At 62.9% G+C, this 18998-nt stretch carries 18 protein-coding genes and 1 riboswitch; of the genes, 7 read left to right on the top strand and 11 right to left on the bottom strand.

The genetic code is table 11. The annotated features are described in order from the left end of the window. Positions 1-193: 193 nt before the first annotated feature. Positions 194-454 (bottom strand): GlsB/YeaQ/YmgE family stress response membrane protein, encoded by a 261-nt coding sequence (locus AUR04nite_RS15880; RefSeq protein ID WP_141366942.1) that lies wholly within the window; start codon positions 452-454, stop codon positions 194-196. A gap of 675 nt (positions 455-1129) precedes the next feature. On the opposite strand from AUR04nite_RS15880, the gene AUR04nite_RS15885 reads away from it, so the two are divergent. After that, the gene (locus tag AUR04nite_RS15885; protein WP_141366944.1) at positions 1130-3397 is read left to right on the top strand and encodes a 5'-nucleotidase C-terminal domain-containing protein; all 2268 of its coding nucleotides are present in this window, start codon (positions 1130-1132) and stop codon (positions 3395-3397) included. Between the two features lie 90 nt (positions 3398-3487). Here AUR04nite_RS15885 and AUR04nite_RS15890 read toward each other — a convergent pair whose 3' ends face one another. From AUR04nite_RS15890 to AUR04nite_RS15935, 10 genes are all read right to left on the bottom strand, one after another. Beyond that, positions 3488-3811, bottom strand: coding sequence for a putative quinol monooxygenase (locus AUR04nite_RS15890; protein WP_141366946.1), 324 nt, complete (start codon positions 3809-3811; stop codon positions 3488-3490). Positions 3812-3886: 75 nt separating this feature from the next. Next, a complete protein-coding gene (locus tag AUR04nite_RS15895; protein ID WP_141366948.1) occupies positions 3887-4594 on the bottom strand; it encodes a hypothetical protein in 708 nt (235 codons plus the stop codon). Between the two features lie 200 nt (positions 4595-4794). Then, positions 4795-5199, bottom strand: coding sequence for an MmcQ/YjbR family DNA-binding protein (locus tag AUR04nite_RS15900; RefSeq protein WP_246055564.1), 405 nt, complete (start codon positions 5197-5199; stop codon positions 4795-4797). 19 nt (positions 5200-5218) lie between these two features. Further along, a complete protein-coding gene (locus tag AUR04nite_RS15905) occupies positions 5219-5635 on the bottom strand; it encodes a CoA-binding protein (protein ID WP_141366950.1) in 417 nt (138 codons plus the stop codon). A 116-nt stretch (positions 5636-5751) separates the two neighbouring features. Beyond that, a complete protein-coding gene (locus tag AUR04nite_RS15910; protein ID WP_141366952.1) occupies positions 5752-7170 on the bottom strand; it encodes an NtaA/DmoA family FMN-dependent monooxygenase in 1419 nt (472 codons plus the stop codon). Between the two features lie 2 nt (positions 7171-7172). Beyond that, complete coding sequence (locus AUR04nite_RS15915) at positions 7173-8411, bottom strand: acyl-CoA dehydrogenase family protein (protein ID WP_141366954.1); 1239 nt, start codon at positions 8409-8411, stop codon at positions 7173-7175. Positions 8412-8446: 35 nt separating this feature from the next. Further along, positions 8447-10069 carry an ABC transporter ATP-binding protein gene (locus tag AUR04nite_RS15920; protein WP_141366958.1) on the bottom strand — a complete coding sequence of 541 codons (1623 nt, stop codon included), beginning with the start codon at positions 10067-10069 and terminating at the stop codon, positions 8447-8449. Positions 10070-10099: 30 nt separating this feature from the next. Then, positions 10100-10984: an ABC transporter permease gene (locus AUR04nite_RS15925; RefSeq protein WP_141366961.1), complete on the bottom strand. Its 885-nt coding sequence runs from the start codon at positions 10982-10984 to the stop codon at positions 10100-10102. A gap of 15 nt (positions 10985-10999) precedes the next feature. Next, positions 11000-11956, bottom strand: a complete 957-nt coding sequence (locus tag AUR04nite_RS15930; RefSeq protein ID WP_141366964.1) for an ABC transporter permease — start codon at positions 11954-11956, stop codon at positions 11000-11002. Between the two features lie 8 nt (positions 11957-11964). Beyond that, the gene (locus AUR04nite_RS15935) at positions 11965-13596 is read right to left on the bottom strand and encodes an ABC transporter substrate-binding protein (protein WP_141366967.1); all 1632 of its coding nucleotides are present in this window, start codon (positions 13594-13596) and stop codon (positions 11965-11967) included. A gap of 128 nt (positions 13597-13724) precedes the next feature. Then, positions 13725-13817, bottom strand: a riboswitch (SAM riboswitch). Between the two features lie 295 nt (positions 13818-14112). Here AUR04nite_RS15935 and AUR04nite_RS15940 point away from each other — a divergent pair. The 6 genes from AUR04nite_RS15940 to AUR04nite_RS15960 all read left to right on the top strand — a co-directional run bounded on the left by AUR04nite_RS15940 (position 14113) and on the right by AUR04nite_RS15960 (position 18983). Continuing rightward, positions 14113-14976, top strand: a complete 864-nt coding sequence (locus AUR04nite_RS15940; RefSeq protein ID WP_141366970.1) for an SDR family oxidoreductase — start codon at positions 14113-14115, stop codon at positions 14974-14976. A gap of 26 nt (positions 14977-15002) precedes the next feature. Further along, positions 15003-15389 (top strand): AAA family ATPase, encoded by a 387-nt coding sequence (locus AUR04nite_RS18555; protein ID WP_141366973.1) that lies wholly within the window; start codon positions 15003-15005, stop codon positions 15387-15389. Then, positions 15283-15573, top strand: a complete 291-nt coding sequence (locus AUR04nite_RS17985) for a P-loop NTPase family protein (protein ID WP_170184247.1) — start codon at positions 15283-15285, stop codon at positions 15571-15573. The genes AUR04nite_RS18555 and AUR04nite_RS17985 overlap by 107 nt, the downstream gene beginning before the upstream one ends. A gap of 185 nt (positions 15574-15758) precedes the next feature. After that, positions 15759-17582: a gamma-glutamyltransferase gene (gene ggt / locus AUR04nite_RS15950; protein ID WP_141366975.1), complete on the top strand. Its 1824-nt coding sequence runs from the start codon at positions 15759-15761 to the stop codon at positions 17580-17582. A 184-nt stretch (positions 17583-17766) separates the two neighbouring features. Further along, positions 17767-18276 (top strand): sigma-70 family RNA polymerase sigma factor, encoded by a 510-nt coding sequence (locus tag AUR04nite_RS15955; protein WP_246055565.1) that lies wholly within the window; start codon positions 17767-17769, stop codon positions 18274-18276. Further along, positions 18273-18983 (top strand): anti-sigma factor family protein, encoded by a 711-nt coding sequence (locus tag AUR04nite_RS15960; protein WP_141366981.1) that lies wholly within the window; start codon positions 18273-18275, stop codon positions 18981-18983. The genes AUR04nite_RS15955 and AUR04nite_RS15960 overlap by 4 nt, the downstream gene beginning before the upstream one ends. Positions 18984-18998 lie beyond the last annotated feature (15 nt).

Consider the following 18998-nt stretch of genomic DNA (forward strand, 5'->3'; position numbering starts at 1 on the left):
TTCCAGCCAGCAAATTTTCTGAATGTTGACTGAACACCTCAACGATACTTGCTGATCACTTGCCAGCCTCTTGGCAAGTGCAGATCTGGCAGGTGATCAGCACCGCCTCCCGCACCCCGAACCCCTAGTTGGCGGTTTAAATGGAGGAGCCCACTGCATCATCTGCAGCAGGCTTCTCCTGTTTGCTCGGGAGCTATGCGCGTCGTCGAGTCAGTGCGCCCCAGACTACAAGCACAATTAGGGAACCGCCGATCGCGAGCAACCAAGTTGACAGCGACCAGAACTCATTCACTCCTACATCGAAGAGTGCAGTGCCAATCCATCCGCCAACAATGGCGCCAACAACGCCAAGAAGCAGGGTGGTTAGCCATCCGCCGCCAGCATCACCAGGGCGAATCGCCTTAGCGATGGCGCCGGCCACGAGACCCAAAATAATCCAGCCTAGAAAACCCATCAGTTCCACCTACTTTCTCATCGACTACATCTGATGCGCCCTAAGCTACACTGACGCCCGCAGCCCTCAACTGAATCTGTGTTTAATCTGAAAATGCCTAGTTATTGGGCTTACCACCAGCCAATTGCCCCAGCGCCAAGTCAGCGACGAAGCTAGCCGCAACACACAGAATCGCCAAGCAAAGCAAGACAAGTGCATTGCCATGCTTATCGTCAAATAACACCGTTGACCCGCACAGTCTAAGAGGAAGGCCAGAGCCAAATCGGAAGCTTCGGCGTCACTGCGCTCAGGAGAAAGTCAACAGCCGATAAGCCGGAAATGGATGTATTGGATTTGAATAATTCCTCTGCCCGCGTCAACCGGAACAAAGGCGTACGAGCATCTATCTGAAGCGTTGATTCTTAGCACGAAAGATGTTCATCTTTGCAGCATCAAACGCAACCCGCACCGAGGATCAACGAATCATCGTGCGGGAATGCTCCAGCTAGAACTAGTGACCTGTACCTTCGCCGCGTAACCCCCACTTGAGGTCTATGACGAAAACGAGGCCGGAAGCCATCTATTATCTGCCCTAAATCTCAGTTTTAAACGTGGAATTAATGTCCAGGCATCGACAGGTTCACTTCTTTGCGATAGACATGATGGAAGTCACACGCTTAACTCTGAGGAGGACCTATGCCTGCGTTCAGGCAGATCCGGAACTTTACGCTGTCATCAGCCGCCGCGGCGGCGCTCATCGCCTCGAGCTGTGCAGCGGCTCAGGCCGCTCCCGCAGCCGAACCAACAGCAGGTGAAACTTTCACGCTCGACCTGCTGGACATCAACGACTTCCATGGCCGCATTGCAGCCAACAGCGATTCAGCAGGCGCCGCCGTTCTCTCCGGAGCGGTAGACCAGGTGCGCAAGGAGAATCCAAATACGCTATTCGTTTCGGCCGGCGACAACATTGGAGCTTCCACCTTTGCCTCCGCCTCGCAGGAAGACGCGCCCACCATTGACGCCCTGGGCGCCGGCGGCCTGGACGTCTCCACCGTTGGAAACCACGAGTTCGACCGCGGCTTCAAGGACCTGTCCGGGCGCGTCATCGACCGCTACGCGAAGGCCACCGGCCAGGACGGCGCAGAGTTCGCCCTCGGAGCCAACGTGTATAAGAAGGGCACTAAGAACCCCGCCCTGCGCGAATATGCGATCCGCGAAGTCAACGGCGTCAACGTCGGGTTCATCGGCACTGTCACCGAGGACGTTCCATCCCTGGTCTCCCCCGCTGGCATCACCGAACTCGACTTCGGCAGCGAGCTAGAGGCAGTAAACCGCGTCGCCGCACAGCTCTCGGACGGCAAGGCCGACAACGGAGAAGCAGATGTCATCGTCCTGCTGACCCACAACGGCTCGGAAAGCACCGAATGCTCAAGCATCGCCAGGGAGAACACCAGCTACGGCGAGCTGCTGCGCAAGGCAAGCGGCGAAGTCGACGCCATCATTTCCGGACACACACACCAGTCCTACGACTGCTCGGTCGCCGGCCCTGGCGGCGAGCGCCCGGTGATCCAGGCACACCAGTACGGCACCACGCTGGGCAAGGTCTCCCTGGAAGTGGACGGCAGCACCGGCGACGTGGTGGAGTCCTCCACCGAGCGGCTGCCGCTGACCGCCAAGAACGATGTCGGGGAATGGGCCGCCAACTACGCACCCAACACCAAGGTTGAAAGCATCGTTGAGAAGGCAGTTGCCGACTCCGAAAAGGTGGGCAACGTCAAGGTCGGCCAGATTTCACAGGACATCCTGCGCGGCGGCGAAGTGCCCGGTTCGGACCGCGGGGTGGAATCCACCTTGGGCAACACCGTGGCAGACATCCACCTGTGGGCCACCTCCAACAAGGACTTCGCCGGAACCCCGGCGCAGATTGCGTTCATGAACCCAGGCGGCCTGCGCGCCGACCTGCTCTACGGCGAGGACGGCACCGTCACCTACAAGGCGGCCGCCGATGTGCAGCCTTTCGCCAACACCCTGGTCACCTTCGACATGACCGGCGCACAGATCCGCGAGGCGCTGGAACAGCAGTGGCAGCCGGACGGCTCGGAGCGTTCAAAGCTGCACCTGGGTATTTCCGAGGGCCTGTCCTACACCTACGTTGAGGATGCCCCGCGCGGAAAGCACATCAAGGACATCACCTTCAACGGCAAGCCGCTGGACGAGTCGGCGACCTTCCACGTTGCCGCCAATGCGTTCCTTGCGGCCGGCGGCGACAACTTCGCGGCATTTGCCGAGGCCAAGAACCACGCGGATTCCGGCCAGATCGACCTGGATGCAACGGTGAACTACTTCAAGTCCCATGACGTGGTTGACCCTGCGCCGCTGGGCCGCGCAGCTGTTGCCGGCACCGACTGGGCCAAGGTAGAACTCTCCTCCAAGCAGCTGAAGGCCGGCGAGGAAGCCACCGTGACAGTCACCGGATTGGCCGAGGGTGCACAGATCAACGCCAGCGCTTTTGACGGCGAACTGGTCATCTCTGACATCCCTGCCGCCGATGCCAAGGGCGCTACCAGCTTCAAGCTGCCTATTGCCGAGGACGCTGCCGCAGGCGACTATGAGCTGGTCATCTCGCAGATCCAGCATGAGGACATCGTGACCCCGTTCAGCGTCGTCGGTGCCGAAGAGCCGAGCCAGACTCCAACCGAGTCGCCGTCTGCAACCCCCACCGAACCGAGCGAGACTCCGAGCGCGGAGCCTACCGGCACCCCGAGCGAGACGGCTACTTCTTCCGAGTCGGCCACCGACGCTCCGAGTGCAACACAGTCGGCCAACGACGATGACTCGCAGAAGAATCAGGACGGCTTGGCGCAGACCGGCTTCAACACCGCATGGCTGGGCATTGCCGCCGGCGTGATCGTGCTGCTGGGCGTCGGCCTGCTGCTAGCGCGCCGCTTCGGCGCCAAGCACTAGCAGGACCGGGTAGGACAAACTGAAGACGGTGGGCGCGGATTCCTTTTTGGAATCCGCGCCCACCGTTCGTTATCCGGTGCTCTGCCGGTTCTAGTCGATGACCAGCTCGCCCATGGCGTCCCAGTCCTCGCCGTCGACCTTGCGGGAGACGATCTTTGGAGTGGACACCAGCAGCGGGCGCATGGTTTCAAGGCCTGCCGCGAAGTGCTCGGAGTTGACGTGCTTGCCGGCCGCTTCGTCGTCGCGGAATGCCTCAACGAGGATGAATTCGTTGGGGTTCTCGACGCTGACCGACCAGTCAAACCACAGATTGCCTTCTTCGGCGCGGGTGGCCTGGGTGAATGGGGTCACCTTTTCGATGAAGCTGTCGGTGAATTCTGGCTTTACCTGATACTTAACAACGATGAAGTACATGTTCCCAGTCTACGAAACCATGGCTCCGGCCGCAGTCTCCCATCCAGTGAATCTGCACCCATTTGAGCACCGCGCCTAGAGCGCCTTGACGAAGTTGAACGTCTTATCAGCGTCGGGGTAGCCTGTCGCCACGATCTGCCGTCCGCAGCTGAAGAGGGCCACCTGACCATAGGCAAAACCTGTTGAATCTGGGTTATCCGCTCCTGGACGCGGGAAATCCCAGGCCGGCCCGTGGGCGCGCAACACATACTGCACGGTCAGCGACTGCCCGGATTCCAGCGGTTCTGCCCCGGAGACCGTGGCATAGCCCAGCCAGCCCGGGTTTGAGCTGGCACTTCGCCGGCCGTTGTTGTCAAAGCCTCCCAGCGAGATGCCTCCCTGCGAGGAGGAAATGACCGGGGAGCCGATGATCTCCCAGTCGAGGCTGGTAGTTCCGTTCAGTCCCAGTTCCACACCGCCGACTTCCAGGGGGCCGCTGCCGCTGTAGAGGAAGGTGGCGGCCACGGTGATGTCGAAGTCGTCGCCAAAGACGGAGCTGTGCTGCAGCTCGCCGTTTTGGCTGTTGCCGATGTTCGTTGGCGCATCCCCTGCGGTGATGGTGGTGCTGAGCTTGCCGACCTTGGTGAACGCGCCGTCGGCGGCGCACTGCACGGGATCGATAGTCGATGCGGCTGCTAATGGAGCCATGACGGCGGCGGAGACTACCGGCACGGACCAGGCCGCGCCTTTGAGCACAGTTCGTCTTTCAGGCAGTGCTTTAAAGGCTTTTTGAGATTCATTCATGCTCTAAAACTAGGCCAGTTCCAGGCGTCGAAATGCTCAAAAAGAAGGATCTGGCATGACGGTTTTACGTCTGGCAGGTTTGCGCCCGATTGCGGATCTGACATGATCATTTAGCCGAAGGCCAGGGATCTTCTGCGGTCTAGAACCAACGCCTGCAGGTGCAATGTGCGGGCCACGCATTCTGGCCTACACTCATTTATTCAACCCTGTTGAATCACCGCTTGCAGGCGGATATATTCCTTGTCCCTTTTCGGCATCCCGTCCACGACCAGGTCATAGGAATCCTCGACCAGTTCGCGCATCGTCTGCTCGTCAAGGCCCACCCGGATTGAATTCCAGTGCTTCTTGTTCATGTGATAGCCGGGAGTGATCTGCGAGTAAGTGCTGCGCTGCTGGTCGGCGAGCGCGGGCTCGCATTTCAGGTTCAGCACCAGCTCCCCGTGCAGCACCATGAGAAGGGCGAACATTTTTGCGTCCTCCCGGTTGCGGCCTGCCACCTTGTAGACGGTGCTGTCGGGGCCGAAGGGATGGTCCTCGAAAGCCAGAGGCATCTGAAGGCACAGCGACCTCCAGCTGCGTTCCATTTCATCAAACTGTGGATTCATGAGGCTGCTGCTTTCGGGCTCAGAGGTACGGGTACTCGATCTTCGGGCAGGTATCCATCACGACCTCCAACCCTGCCGCCTTGGCCCGCTGGGCGGCCGCCTCGTCGACGACGCCCAGCTGCAGCCACACGGCTTTGGCGCCGACGGCAATAGCCTGGTCCACGATATCCCCTACCTTCTGGGAGTGCACGAAGCAGTCCACTACATCGATGGGTCCCGGAATCTGTGCCAGGTTCTTGTAGCCGGCTAAGCCCATCACGCTTTCTCCACTCAGGGACACCGGGATGATTTCCATCCCCAGGCTCTGCTGCAGGAAAGCTGCGATGGAGGGCGCCACGCGATATGGATTATTGGTCAGCCCCACCACTGCCCAGCGCCCGGGCGTGCTAAGCAGCCGGCGGATCACCGCCGGATCGTTGACATGTTTCCTATCCATACCGCAAGGCTACCCGCTGTGGCGGAGCGTTGGCGCCGCGGCGGGAAATGCCAAGGCCGGGGCCAGCTGGTCGCTGGCCTCGGCCTTGGCAATGGCTGTTATCTCGACAACCAGTATTAGTGCTGAATCTGCAGGCTCACCTCGGTGTTGGCGGCGGAGAATTCGCCAAAGGCTCCGCGGTACTGGGCGGCAGGGTGGTTCTGCGGCAGCCTGTCGCCGCGGCCGAACACCTTCTGGCGCAGGGAGCCCGGAGCGTATTCGCTCTGCGCGAGGCCGCGCTTGCGCAGCTCGGGCAGCACGCCCTGGATGAAGTTGTCATAGGAGCCAGGCAGCACATGATTCATGATGTTCAGCCCGTCGATGCCTGCATCCTGCCACTTTTCCAGTTCGTCGACGATCTGCTCCGGGGTGCCGACGATCTGCTGCGCCTTGGCACGGTAGTGCGCCAGGTCCCGCAGGGTCGGGTTGCCGCCCGGAGTGGAGGCGATGGCCGCCTCCAGCACGCCCTGAGCGCCCTCGGTCTTCACGTCGCCCAGCGGGGTGTCCAGGTCCAGGCCGCCCAAATCCACTCCGATGCCGCCGCCAATGTGGGCGATGATCGCGTGCGGATCCAGGTATTGGTCGTATTCGGCCTCCAGCGCCTTTGCTTCCGCCTCGGTGGAGCCCACGACGAAGGACAGGCCGGCGAAGACCTTGATGTCCTCCCGGCTGCGGCCGGCGGCTTCCAGGTTCGCGGTGAGCTGCGCGTTCTTCTTCGCCACATACTGTGCATGCGGAGCAAACAGGAAGGTTGCCTCCGCATGGGTGGCGGCGAACTGCGAGCCGCGCGGGGAGGAGCCTGCCTGGAATAGGAACGGGGTGCGCTGGGTGCTGGGCAGCGCCTGGTGCGGGCCGTCGATGGAGTAGATTTCGCCGCGGTGGTTGATCTTGTTCACCCGGGCCGGATCCGCGTAGACGCCGCTGAGCTTGTCGGCCTTGAGTGCGTCGTCTTCCCATGAGCCTTCCCACAGCTTGTAGGCGGCTTCCACGTATTCTTCGGCCCAGGCGTAGCGGTCGTCGTGGGCCACCAGATTCTTGCCGCCGAAGTTGCGGTGTGAGTTCTCCAGCACGCTGGTGACGATATTCCACGCCACGCGGCCCTGGGACAGGTGGTCAAGGGTGGACAGCTGGCGGGCGAACTGGAAGGGGTGGGCCTGGATGACCGAGCTGGTCATCGCCAAGCCGATCTGGCTGGTTGACGCGGCCAGCGCGGAAAGCAGCACCAGCGGGTCGTGGCTGGGAACCTGCATGCCCTTGCGCACCAGCGACGCCCAGCCGCCCTCGTGGTCGCCGTACAGGCCCACCACGTCGGCGAAGAACAGGTTGTCGAACTTTGCCTCTTCCAGCTTCTTGGCCAGGTCCACCCACAGCCCCAGTTCATGGAACTTGTGCTGCTGCGCGTCGGGGTGGCGCCACATGCCGCCGAGGATGTGGCTGGAGGTGTTCATGACGAACGCCGAGAGCAGGAAGCGCGGACGCGATTCGAAGGTACCCATGGTTATTTTGCTCCCTTTGCTTCGCCGATGGAGTTCAGGCCGGTTGGAATGGTGCCGTTGATGAAGTAGTCGCCCACCGAGCGGGCCTTGAAGGCCACCGGGTTGTGCGTGGCCACGGTGCGGGCATTGCGCCAGAAGCGGTCCAGCGACTTGGAGGTGGACACCGCGGAGGCGCCGGTGACGTCGAACAGTTCGCTGGTGGCATCCAGGACCAGCTTCGGCACCGCCACGTGGGCCTGCTGCACAGCGATTTCGGCGCGGACAAAGGCCGCCTCGGCGTCTAGGCCCAGGGCCGGGTCCAGCGCCGCATCCAGGTCGCGGGCCGCGGCGACCACGATGGACTGCGCGGCGAACACGTTGGCGGCCAGGCGGCCCACCAGTTCCTGGATCTGCGGGTCGTCCTTGAACAGGGCGCCGGAGCCGGTGTTGAAGGTGCGGGTGCGGGCTGCGACGATCTGCGCTGCCTCGTTGCGCGCCGCGATGCCAATGCCCACGAGCACCGCCAGCAGGCACAGCTGGAAGAAGGCGGGCTCCAGGGTGGAGGCGACCTTGCGCTGGATGATGTTCGCTTCCTCGACGGCCACATCGGTGAAGACTGCGGTGCCGGTGCCGGTCAGCGGCTGGCCAAATCCGTCCCAGTCGTCGAGGATTTCCACGCCCGCGGCATGACGGTCCACGATGGCGTACTGGCGGCCTTCCACGCCCTCGGTGGTGGCCATGACCACGACCCAGTCGGCGAAGATCGAGCCGGTGGTGTAGTACTTCTCGCCGCGCAGCACCCATCCCGCACCGGTCTGAACCAGCTTGGTGTTGGTGCTGCCCAGCGCGTTGCCGCCGCGTTCGGTGGCGGCATTGCCGAAGATCTCGCCGGCCAGCACACGCGGGAACCAGCGGTCCTGGAATTCCTTGGGCTGCAGGGCAATGGTCTCCACAAAGGAGAAGTGGCTGCGCAGCAGGTGGGCGACGTTGGAGTCCGCGGCCGCCAGCTCGATCAGCAGGCGGAACAGGTGCTCATGGGTGATCGGGGTTCCGCCGTGGCTGGCCGGCACGCGTAGCGTGGTGAACCCCGCGTCCTTGAGCCACTGCACCTGCTCGAAGGGAAGCACCCGGTGCTGTTCGCGTTCGCGCGCACCGCGTCCGATGCGCTCGAAAACCTGCGCAAAGCGGGCTTCCAGCTGCTGATAGTCAGCTTCGCCGCCGCTGTAGGCGGTAGGGACTGTGTCTAGGACTTCGGTGCTCATGGCGTCTCTTTCACTGGTGAGGGGTCTGGAAAATTTCAGGCGCTGCGGGTGCCGGCAAGCTCGCGCAGCACGGTTCCGGGGTTGGCGGCCAGCAGCGTGCGGGTGTACTCGTGCTGCGGGTTGGCGAAGACTTCTTCAGCGGTGCCGGTTTCCACCAGCTCTCCGCGGCGCATCACGCCCACCCGGTGGCTGATGCGCTCCACCACGTGCAGGTCGTGGGAGATGAACAGGTAGGTCAGCGACTGTTCTTCCTGCAGGCGGGCGAGCAGCGCAAGGATCTGTTCCTGGGTGAGCACATCCAGTGCGCTCAGCGCCTCGTCAAGCACCAGGATCTTGGCCCCGCTGGCCAGCGCCCGGGCGATGGCCACGCGCTGACGCTGGCCGCCGGAGAGCTGGCCGGGGCGCTTGGCGGCCAGGGAGGCATCGAGGCTGACCTGCTCCATCAGCTGGGCCACCCGGTTCGCGCGCCAGGCGGCGTCGCCGAGCTTGTAGTTCACCATTGGCTCGGCGATGATCGACTCGATGGCCTGGCGCGGGTCGAGCGCCGAGTCGGGGTTCTGGTAGACCAGCTGGGCCTCGCGCCACAGGTCATAGCGCGCCTTGCCGCGGATGCCGTCCACGGCCAGGCCGTTGACGCTGATGCTCCCTTCGCTGGCCTCCAGCAGGCCCATGACCATCTTCGCGGTGGTGGACTTCCCGGAGCCTGACTCGCCGACCAGCGAGAAGGTGGTTCCGCGCTGAATCTGGAATGACACATTGGACACTGCCCGGTGCGCCGCCGCTCCCTTCCCGAAGACCTTGCCCAGGCCCTGCACGGTGATCACCGGGGTGCCGGCCGCCGGAGCCTCCTGCCGCTCGTTGACCGCATAGGCCTGGTCCAGCAGCGCCTTGGTATAGGGGTCGGTGCTGCTGGAGACCAGCTGTGCGACGCTGCGGTCCTCCAGGATCCGGCCCGAGTTCATCACCAGCACCCGGTCGGCGATGTCGGTGGCCACCGCCAGGTCGTGGGTCACGAACAGGACCGTGGTCCCCTTCTGCCGGGCCAGAGAGACAAAGGTCTCCAGCACGGTGCGCTGCACCGTAACATCCAGGGCACTGGTCGGCTCGTCGGCAATCAGCAGCTGCGGATCCAGCGCAAAGGCGATGGCGATCAGCACGCGCTGCTTCAGCCCGCCGGACAGCTCATGCGGGTACTGGGACAGCCTGCTCTCCGCCCGGTCGATGCCCACGCTGTGCAGCAGCTCGATGGCCTTGGCCCGCCACTGGTCCTTGGGCACCGAACGGCTCGGGTGCAGCCGGAAGACCTCGATCAGCTGCGAGCCGATGGTCTTGACCGGGTCCAGCGAAGCGCCGGGATCCTGCGGCACCAGCCCGATGCCCGCGCCGCGGATGCTGCGCCACTGGTGCAGCTTCAGCTCGGTGACCTCGGTACCGCCAAAACGCACACTGCCGGTGCAGCTGGTTCCTTCCGGCAGCAGGCCGATCAGCGTCTTGGCCAGCGTGGATTTGCCGGAGCCCGACTCGCCGACGACCGCGACAATCTGGCCCGCGGGAATTTCAAGGTTGATGCCCTTCGCGGCAACCGTGCCCTGTGCATACTGCACCCGCAGGTCTTCAATCCGGATGACCGGATTGGCGCCGGTGTCCTGTGCATTCATGGTTCGTGTCCGTTCGCAGAGAGTTCGTGGCTAGAAGCGGAAGGCCTTGTTCACGCCGCGGCCCAGGGCGGCGGTGAGCATGACCGCCGCGACGATGACCAGCCCCGGAAGGGTGGTCAGCCACCAGGCCACCGACAGGTACTGGCGGCCCTCGGAAATCAGCAGGCCCCACTCGGGAGTCGGCGGCGGCGAGCCGAAGCCCAGGAAGCCCAGACCGGAGATCGCCAGGATCGCGGCGCCAAGGTCCACGGCGATCAGCGAGAGCACCGGGCCGATGACATGCGGCAGGATGTGCCGGCGCAGCACGGTGAAGTAGCCGCCGCCGCTCATCAGCGCCGCCTGCACAAAGTCGCGGGAGCGCACGCGCAGCACCTCGGTGCGCACCAGCCGGGCAAAGGCCGCGATGGAGGCGATGCCCACGCCCAGTCCCAGCGACAGCGGGCCGGGCTGCGTGGCGGTGACCAGAATCAGCGCGATCAAGAACCCCGGCACCGCCAGGATGATGTCCACAAAGCGCATGGCGGCGGTATCCGCGAAGCGTCCTGCGATGCCTGCCAGCAGGCCCAGCAGGGTGCCGACCACGCTGCCCACCAGGCAGGCCAGGCCCGCGGTGAGCAGGGTCTGCCGGGTTCCATAGACCACGCGGGTAAAGACGTCGCGGCCCAGGTGGTCGGTGCCGAACAGGTGTGCGCCGCTGGGCGCGGAGAACTTGTCTGCAGGCACGCCGGTGATCGGGTCCTGCCCGGTGAACAGGGCAGGCGCCAGCGCCCAGGCCAGCAGGATCGCCAGCGGAACCAGCACCCACCAGCGGGCGGCCCAGCGCAGCAGCGCCGGGGCCCTGCGCTCGCCGTCGGAATCGGCGGGAGCCTGTGCGGCGGCGGTTTCCGCGTCGACGCGGTCTGCAACGATGCTCATAGGTCTTCCCTTTCCTTAGGCGCTCAGCGCGCGGGGCGAGCCAGCGCGGGCGGTGATGATGCGCGGGTCCAGCTGCGGGTGGACCAGGTCCACCACCAGGTTCACGGCGGTGAAGACCACCGCGGTCAGCAGCACCAGGCCCTGGACCAGCGGGATGTCCTGGACGGTGACCGACTGCAGGATCAGCTGGCCCAGCCCGGCGCGGGCGAACACGGTTTCGGTGATGACCGAGCCGGCCAGCAGGGTGCCGATGGTGATGCCTGCAATGGACAGGGCGGCCGGGGCCGCGTTCTTGAGGGTGTGGCGGTAGAAGATCCAGGATTCGCTGGCGCCCTTGGCCCGCAGCACGTCGATGAACGGCTGCGCATTGACCTCCTGCACGCTCTTGATCAGCACCTGCGCAATCGGGGCGCTCAGGTGCACGGCAAGCACGAAGATCGGCACCGCCAGGGACATGAACGAGTCATCCGGGAACAGCGACATCACCCCGAGCTGGACTGCCAGCAGCTGCAGCAGCACCAGGCCCAGCCAAAACACCGGGATGGAGACCATCAGCGGCGGAAGGTTCAGCAGCGCGCTGCGCAGCTTGGCCCCGCGGGCCAGGGTCGCCGCTGCGGTCAGGGCCAGGGCCAGGACGACCGCCGCGGCGAAGGCGCTGCCGGCGAGCACCAGGGTGGATCCCACGACCTCGCCGATGCGGGTGGTTACGTCCGAGCCGCTGGAGAGCGAATAGCCCAGGTCTCCGCGCAGCAGGCCCAGCAGCTGGGTGAAGTACTGGATGACCAGCGGCTGGTCATAGCCGTAGTATTCCTTCATCTGCGCAATGGTTGCCGGGTCCGCCGCCGAGTCCGAGTTCAGGAAGATCGTGACGGGGTCGTTCGGCAGGGCCTGAACCGCGAGGAACACCAGCGTGTAGGCAAGCCAGATGACCAGCAGCGCCTGGCCGATTCTTTTGGCGACGTATCCACCCATGCCGGCTCCTAGCCCTCGGCCTTCCAGGCGCCCTGGAAGATCGGTGCGGTGCCGGAGGTGAACTCGACGTGGGCGTTCTTGCTGCCGCCGTAGACCTGCACTTCGTCCCACAGCACCAGGGTCAGCGCCTTGTCCAGAACCAGTGCGCGCTGTTCCTCGCCGACCAGCTTCAGGTGTTCGGCTTCGCTGGTGGCCGCCTGCTCTTTGGTGAAGAGCTTGTTCAGCTGCTCATCCGCGTTCAGCGTCTGGGTGTTGTTGGCCGGCGCGTAGACCGGGCCCAGGCCGCCATAGGCGAACTGGCGGGTGCCGAAGAATTCGATCTTGTCATCCACCAACGCGTTGGCAAGGAAGGTATTGTCGGCGGCGCGGTTGACCAGCTTCACCCCGAGTTCGCGCCACTGCTGCTCGATCAATTCAAAGGCGGGCTTGATCACCACGGAGTTGTTGGAGGTGGACACCGTCAGTTCCAGCTTCTTGCCGTCCTTTTCGCGGATGCCGTCGGCGCCGGGCTTCCAGCCTGCCTCATCCAGCAGCTGCTTGGCCTTCTCGGGGTTGTAGGCAAGGTCTGCCGACAGGTCAACGAAGCCGGGGGCCTTGTGGTTGAGGATCGATCCGGCCAGCACGTAGCTGTCAGAAAGCACAGTGTCCTTGATGGCCTGGCGGTCGATGCCCACCTGCAGCGCCTGGCGGACCTTCACGTCGGCCAGCTTGCCCGAGCCGATGCGGACCGCAGCCTGGTTGGTGGTCAAATCCACGCCCTGGGCGGCGAAGACCTGTCCTCCGTTGGCGCTGAGCACCTGCTCGTCCACCGGCTGCAGGCCGCGGACCAGATCGACCTGTCCGGACTGGGCGGCGCCGGCGCGGCTTGCCACCTCGGGCAGGTACTTGATAACCAGCTTGTCCAGGTAGGCGTCGCCCTGGTTTGCAGCGGTTTCCGGCGCCCAGGCATAGTCGTCGCGGCTGGTGAAGACGACCTCTTCATCAGGCTTCTCGGATTCGAAGACGAAGGGTCCGGAGCCGACGATCTTGGAGATCGCCGACTGCCCTGCATTGTCCAGCTTCAGGGTCTTGGGCGAGACCAGGCCTGCGGCCACCGAGGAGGTGGAGCGCAGGAAGTTCGCATCGGCGCGCTTCAGGGTGACCTTGACCTTGTCCTTGCCGATGACTTCGGCGGACTTGTACGCGCCGAAGTCGACGTTGGGAGCGATCTGCGCGTCCTTGATGCCAAGGCCCAGTGCGTCCAGGTTCAGCTTGACCGCCTGGGCGTCGAGCTTGCTGCCGTCGGAGAAGGTGACGCCGTCGCGGATGGTGAAGGTGAATTCGGTCTGGTCCTTGTTCGCCGTGAAGTCCTTGGCGATCCAGCCGACCAGCTTGCCGGATTCAGCATCGAAGTAGGTCAGCCGGTCGAGCACCGAGTTGAGCACATTGGCTTTTTCGTAGAAGCGGGCCGCCTGGGTCTGCCAGTTGTTGATCGGCGTGACTTCGGCGTAGGTGAAGGTGCCGCCCTCTACCGGGGCGCCGGAGTTCTGGGCTGCATCGGCCGCTGGCGCCGCGCTGTTGTTGGTGCCGCAGGCGGTCAGGGACAAGCCTAGGACTGCCAGCAGCGCCGTGACTTTCAGGCTCAGGTGCGAGTTGCGCATGATCGTACTGTTTCCTCTCGGTATGTGCCCGAGGATTACGCCTGAAGTTCGTTGGTCCTTGGTGCTGGCGGCGGGCTCGTTGAAGGTAGAGCTCTGCCGCTGCAGTGGACCGTTGCGAAATCTAGCAATCTCCATCGGTCCTGGCCTTAGCACCGCTCACGAAAACGTGATGGTTGCTGCGACTTCAACGAGCCAGGTCTCTCAGTCGCTCTGGATGGTGTGGTGTCCGGCATTACCGGCCGGACAATTCAAGTGTGAAACGTAGGTCGGGTTCAAGCCAAGAGTTACGTAAGAGAACCGTCACGAAGTAATATTCAGAATCTTGACACGCCTTAAACACGTCACAGTCTTCGTAACGAACTGTCACAAGTCGCTAGATGACGCGAAATCCAGCGATTCCTTGAAACTGTTCAATGAATCGGTGATCATGCGGCCGGACTGCTGATAATTTTCCGCCCCGGGAATTGCCGGGGGTCCTGTTTGGTTGGCACCAGTGGATACCTACGAAGGGAAATCATGAAGATCGCAATTGCCGGTGCCACCGGAAAGCTTGGAAACCTCGTCGTCGATGCCCTGCTGGAACGAGGTGCTGATGCCGGCCAGATCATTGCCATTGGCCGCTCCGAGGAGAAATTGGCTCCGCTGGCATCCAAGGGCGTCCAGACTCGAGTCGCCGACTACAACGCGCCGGCGACCTTGGTTCCAGCTTTGGAAGATGCCGACAAGCTGCTGCTGATTTCGGGCAGCGAGGTCGGGCAGCGCATTGCCCAGCATGAAAACGTCATCAACGCCGCAAAATCGGTCAACGTGTCCCTGATTGCCTACACCTCCATTGCCAATGCGGCCACCGGCGGCATGAAGCTTGCCGCCGAGCATGTCGCCACCGAGCAGGCGCTTGCGGCTTCCGGGGTGGACTACGTGTTGCTGCGCAATGGCTGGTACACGGAGAATTACACCGACCAGATCATGGGCTATCTGAACAGCGGAGTGATCCTCGGCGCCGCGGGCGACGGAAAGATCAGCGCCGCCGCGCGGTCAGACTTCGCCGAAGCCGCCGCGGCCGTGCTGCTCGCTGAGGAGCCCCAGGCGGGAAAGATCTACGAACTGGGATCCGACAAGCCCTTCACCTTGGCCCAGCTTGCCGGTGCGGTATCTGCCGCCGCTGGGCATGACGTCAGCTACAAGCAGATGGATCCCGAAACACTCGTTGACATCTACGAGCAGTCGGGTGTCCCCGCGGTCTTCGCCGACATCCTGGTGGACACCGATGTGCGCATCAGCGAGGGCGCACTGGAGGTAAACACCGGCCAGCTTGCACAGCTGATCGGCCATGCCCCGACTTCTCTGGGCAAGGTCATCAAGAACGCCTTGGACCAGTAGGTTTTCACCTGGCCACCGCCCAAACCATGCTGGCGTACTCTAAGTACCAGGCCCAGTGCGCCAGCATCACGTTCAGACATCGACAAAGAGGAGTCGGCCCCGTGGCCTCGCTCATTGTCTTGAGGGGAAACTCCGGCTCGGGGAAAAGCACCATTGCCTCACTGCTTCAGCGAGAACTCGGAGCTCTGGCTGCGGTGCTCGCCCAAGACCACTTTTGTTGGGCCGTCTACCGCGAACCAGACCAGCGCGGCATGGCCCATGCGCAGCTAATGAAAGCCGCCGCGAAACACTGCCTGACGCAGGGGCATGCCGTCATTCTTGATCTTCAACGCCTCGCGCTATTCGCGAATGCTCCAGAGGATCGCCCAGCACTCCTCAAATGCTTGGTTCTACGCATTCGATCTCGACTTTGAACAAACAGCGCTGCGCTATGAGTCGAGGGCAAGAGCCAAGGATTTCAGCAGTGAAGACATGCGCGGCTGGTACCACGGCTGGCAGCCGCTGGATTTCGTAGCTGAACAGCGAATTACCGCCGAGGAAAGCCCCGAAGAAATCGTTGGCTGCATCCTGGCTGATCTCAGCCGGGGCCGCGCTTAATATTGCATTCCCACTTGAACCAGATAACGCCTAGTAAAGCATGGGTTTTTCATATAACCCGGCGCGATCGGCAATGAATCATTCCCACATGAAACCAGCGTGGCGCGTGTCACACAAATGAACCGGTCAGCCCCTGCCGTAGATTGACGCATACTCATCCCCCACCTTCTAGAGGAGAACTAGGTATGTCTCGACCTGCTTTCCGGGTGCTGGCCTGCGCCGCCACCCTCGCCCTAGGATTGGGCAGCGTTGCTACGCTGCCAGCAACTGCCGACCCGCGGCATACAGAGAAGACACCCACCGCCCAGGGAACCGGCGGCGCGGTGTCATCAGTGGACCCAGAAGCAACCGCCGCAGGCATCGAAGTGCTCAGCAAGGGCGGCAATGCGGTGGACGCCGCGGTAGCCACCGCGGCGGCGCTAGGCGTCACCGAGCCATACAGCGCAGGAATCGGCGGCGGCGGCTATTTCATGTACTACAACGCAAAAACCGGCAAGGTCAGCACCATTGACGGCCGCGAGACCGCCCCGGCTGGCATGCCGCATGATGCATTCATCGATCCAGCAACCGGCAAGCCCTACAATTTCACCCCGGAACTGGTCACCAGCGGCGTGTCCGTAGGCGTGCCAGGCACCCTTGCCACCTGGCAGCGCGCCCTGGACAAGTGGGGTTCGCAGAGCTTGAAGCAGGTCCTGAAGCCTGCCACCCAGATTGCCTCGCGCGGTTTCGTCGTTGACGAGACGTTCCGCGAACAAACTTTGGACAACAAGAAGCGCTTCGAAGCCTTCGATGCAACCAGCGACCTGTATCTTCCCGGAGGCGACGCACCTGAAGTCGGCACACTCTTCCGAAACCCGGACCTCGCAGACACCTACAGGCTGCTGGCCAAGCAGGGGCCGAAGGCCTTCTACACCGGGGATCTGGCAGACGAGATCGCCCAGACGGTCCAAGCACCGCCGAAAAATGATGCCACCGATCTTCCGGTGCCGGCAGGCTATGTCACCGCCGAAGATCTTGCCTCCTACAAGGTCGCCGAACAGGCTCCCACCAAGGTCAACTACCGCGGGCTCGACGTCTTCGGCATGGCGCCGTCTTCCTCCGGCGGCACCACCATGGGCGAGGCGCTGAACATCCTCGGCGAGTTCGACCTTGCAGGCATGCAGCAGACCTCCGCGCTGCACCACTACCTGGAATCCACCGCGCTGGCCTATGCAGACCGCGGGAAGTTCGTCGGCGACGCAGCCTTCGTCAATGTTCCGGTCAAGGCCCTGACCGACAAGCTCTTCGGCGCTGAGCGCGCCTGCCTGATCAATCCCGATCAGGCGGCAGTCAAGCCTGTCGCTCCTGGCGATGTTGAGAACTACGACGGCGTGTGCCCGGCGGGCACCAGCGATGAGGTGAAGGAAACCGATACCGAGAACATTTCCACCACCCATCTGTCCGTGGTCGACAAGTGGGGCAACGTCGTTTCCTACACCTTGACCATTGAACAGACCGGCGGATCCGGAATGGTAGTTCCGGGCCGCGGCTTCCTGTTGAACAACGAGCTCACGGACTTCTCCACGGTGTACGATCCAGCTGATCCGAACCGTATTGACCCGGGCAAGCGCCCACGCTCGTCCATGTCTCCCACCATTGTCCTGAACGACGGAGAACCAATGCTCGCCATTGGCTCGCCGGGCGGCTCGACGATCATCACCACCGTGCTGCAGACGCTGGTCAACCGCGTTGATCTGGGCATGGACATCAGCCAGGCCATTGCCGCTCCGCGCGCTTCGCAGCGCAACACCGCAGCGGTGACCGCCGAACCTGAGTTCATCGACGCCTACGGGCCAGCCCTTGAAGCCCTGGGCCACAAACTGACCCCCGCGGGAGATTCCTTCACCCCGCAGGCAGAAATCGGCGCGGTGGAAGCCGTTGAGATCCACCCCGACGGCACCTTGACCGCGGCTGCCGAGCCTACCCGCCGCGGCGGCGGATCCGCCATGGTGGTCAAGCCGACTAAGTAGCCGAATTGTTCATTCCGCGGCCCCTGTGGTGGAAAACTGCAGGGGCCGCGGGATTTTCTTTCGTCAATCCATAGGCAACAAGCCTGAAGAAAACTGCACGCACAGTGAACCTTTTGTTCTGCTGCCTCGTGTTGCATGCATGGGAAAGCTGAGACGAAGCGCGGAAAAGGACCGGAGGCATGATGTGGATCTAGGCCAACGACAGCAGGCCTTCAACCGCCTGCAGGAGCTTCATGCCCCGTCGCTGCACCGCTATGCGTGCTCTTTGACCAGGGACAATGCCCGCGCCCAGGACATCGTCCAGGAAACGCTGCTGAAAGTCTGGCAGCACCCGCATCTGCTTGACGAGCCGCCCGAGCAATTACGCGGCTGGCTCTTCACCGTGGCCCGAAATCTGGTGATCGACCAGTCACGCAGCGGCTACTCGCAGCATGAATTCGCGGCAGAACAGCTTCCAGAACAATCGGTGGCGGACCAAGCCGACCAGATCTTCAACGAGCTGCTGGTCAGGGAAGCGCTGTCCAGCCTGAGCGAAGACCATCGGCAAGTAGTCGTCCGCGCCTACTATTACGCGCACAGTGTTGAGCAGATTGCCGCAGACTTGGCTATCCCTTCCGGGACCGTGAAGTCGCGGCTGCACTATGGCATGAGATCGTTGAAATTGGCCTTGGAGGAAAAGGGGGTAGGGCGATGAACGAGCATGAATCACTGAGCGAATGGGACGCCGCCTATATGCTCGGGGCGCTGAATTCCGCAGACCGGCAGCGTTTCGAAGCGCATCTCAAGACGTGCCAGGAATGCCAGAGCTCCCTCGCCGATTTGAGCACCGTGCCGCCGATGATGGCCCGCATCGCCCCGCCGGATGACCTGCTGTCCGCCCCCGCAGTATCTGCTGTGTCGCTTCCGGCTGCCGGCGCTTCCGCGCCTGAAGCCCAGCCCACGAAAACCAAGAAGCCTGCACGGCGCAGGCTGTACTTTGCCTTGGCTGCAGTCATGCTGCTTGCCGCAGGAATAGGGCTGGGAAGCCTGGTGAACAGCGCCCCCGCGTCATCCCCGGTAGTGCAGACCCTTGCATTAACGCCTGCAACAACCCAAGACATGGCGGTCAACGTTGGATTTGAACCGAAGAAGTGGGGTACTGCGCTGACAATCAACTGCAACTATCCTCCGGCGGCCGGCTATAACAGCGCCGAGACCCAACAGAGCTATGTTCTGGTGGTCCAAAACCGCGAAGGCGACCAGAGCAAGAGCGCCAGCTGGAAGTATGTCCCCGGCCAGAATGTCACGGTGCCAGCAGCAACCTCGATGCAGCTGGATGATATTGCCGTGGTCAGCGTCCAATTGGCAGATGGCACGACGGTATTTAGCGCTCCACTGAAACAAATTCCCAAAAATTCTTGACCGGACATTGAACCG

This window comes from Glutamicibacter uratoxydans, from assembly GCF_006539925.1.
In the GTDB taxonomy this organism is placed as follows: Bacteria; Actinomycetota; Actinomycetes; order Actinomycetales; family Micrococcaceae; genus Glutamicibacter; species Glutamicibacter uratoxydans.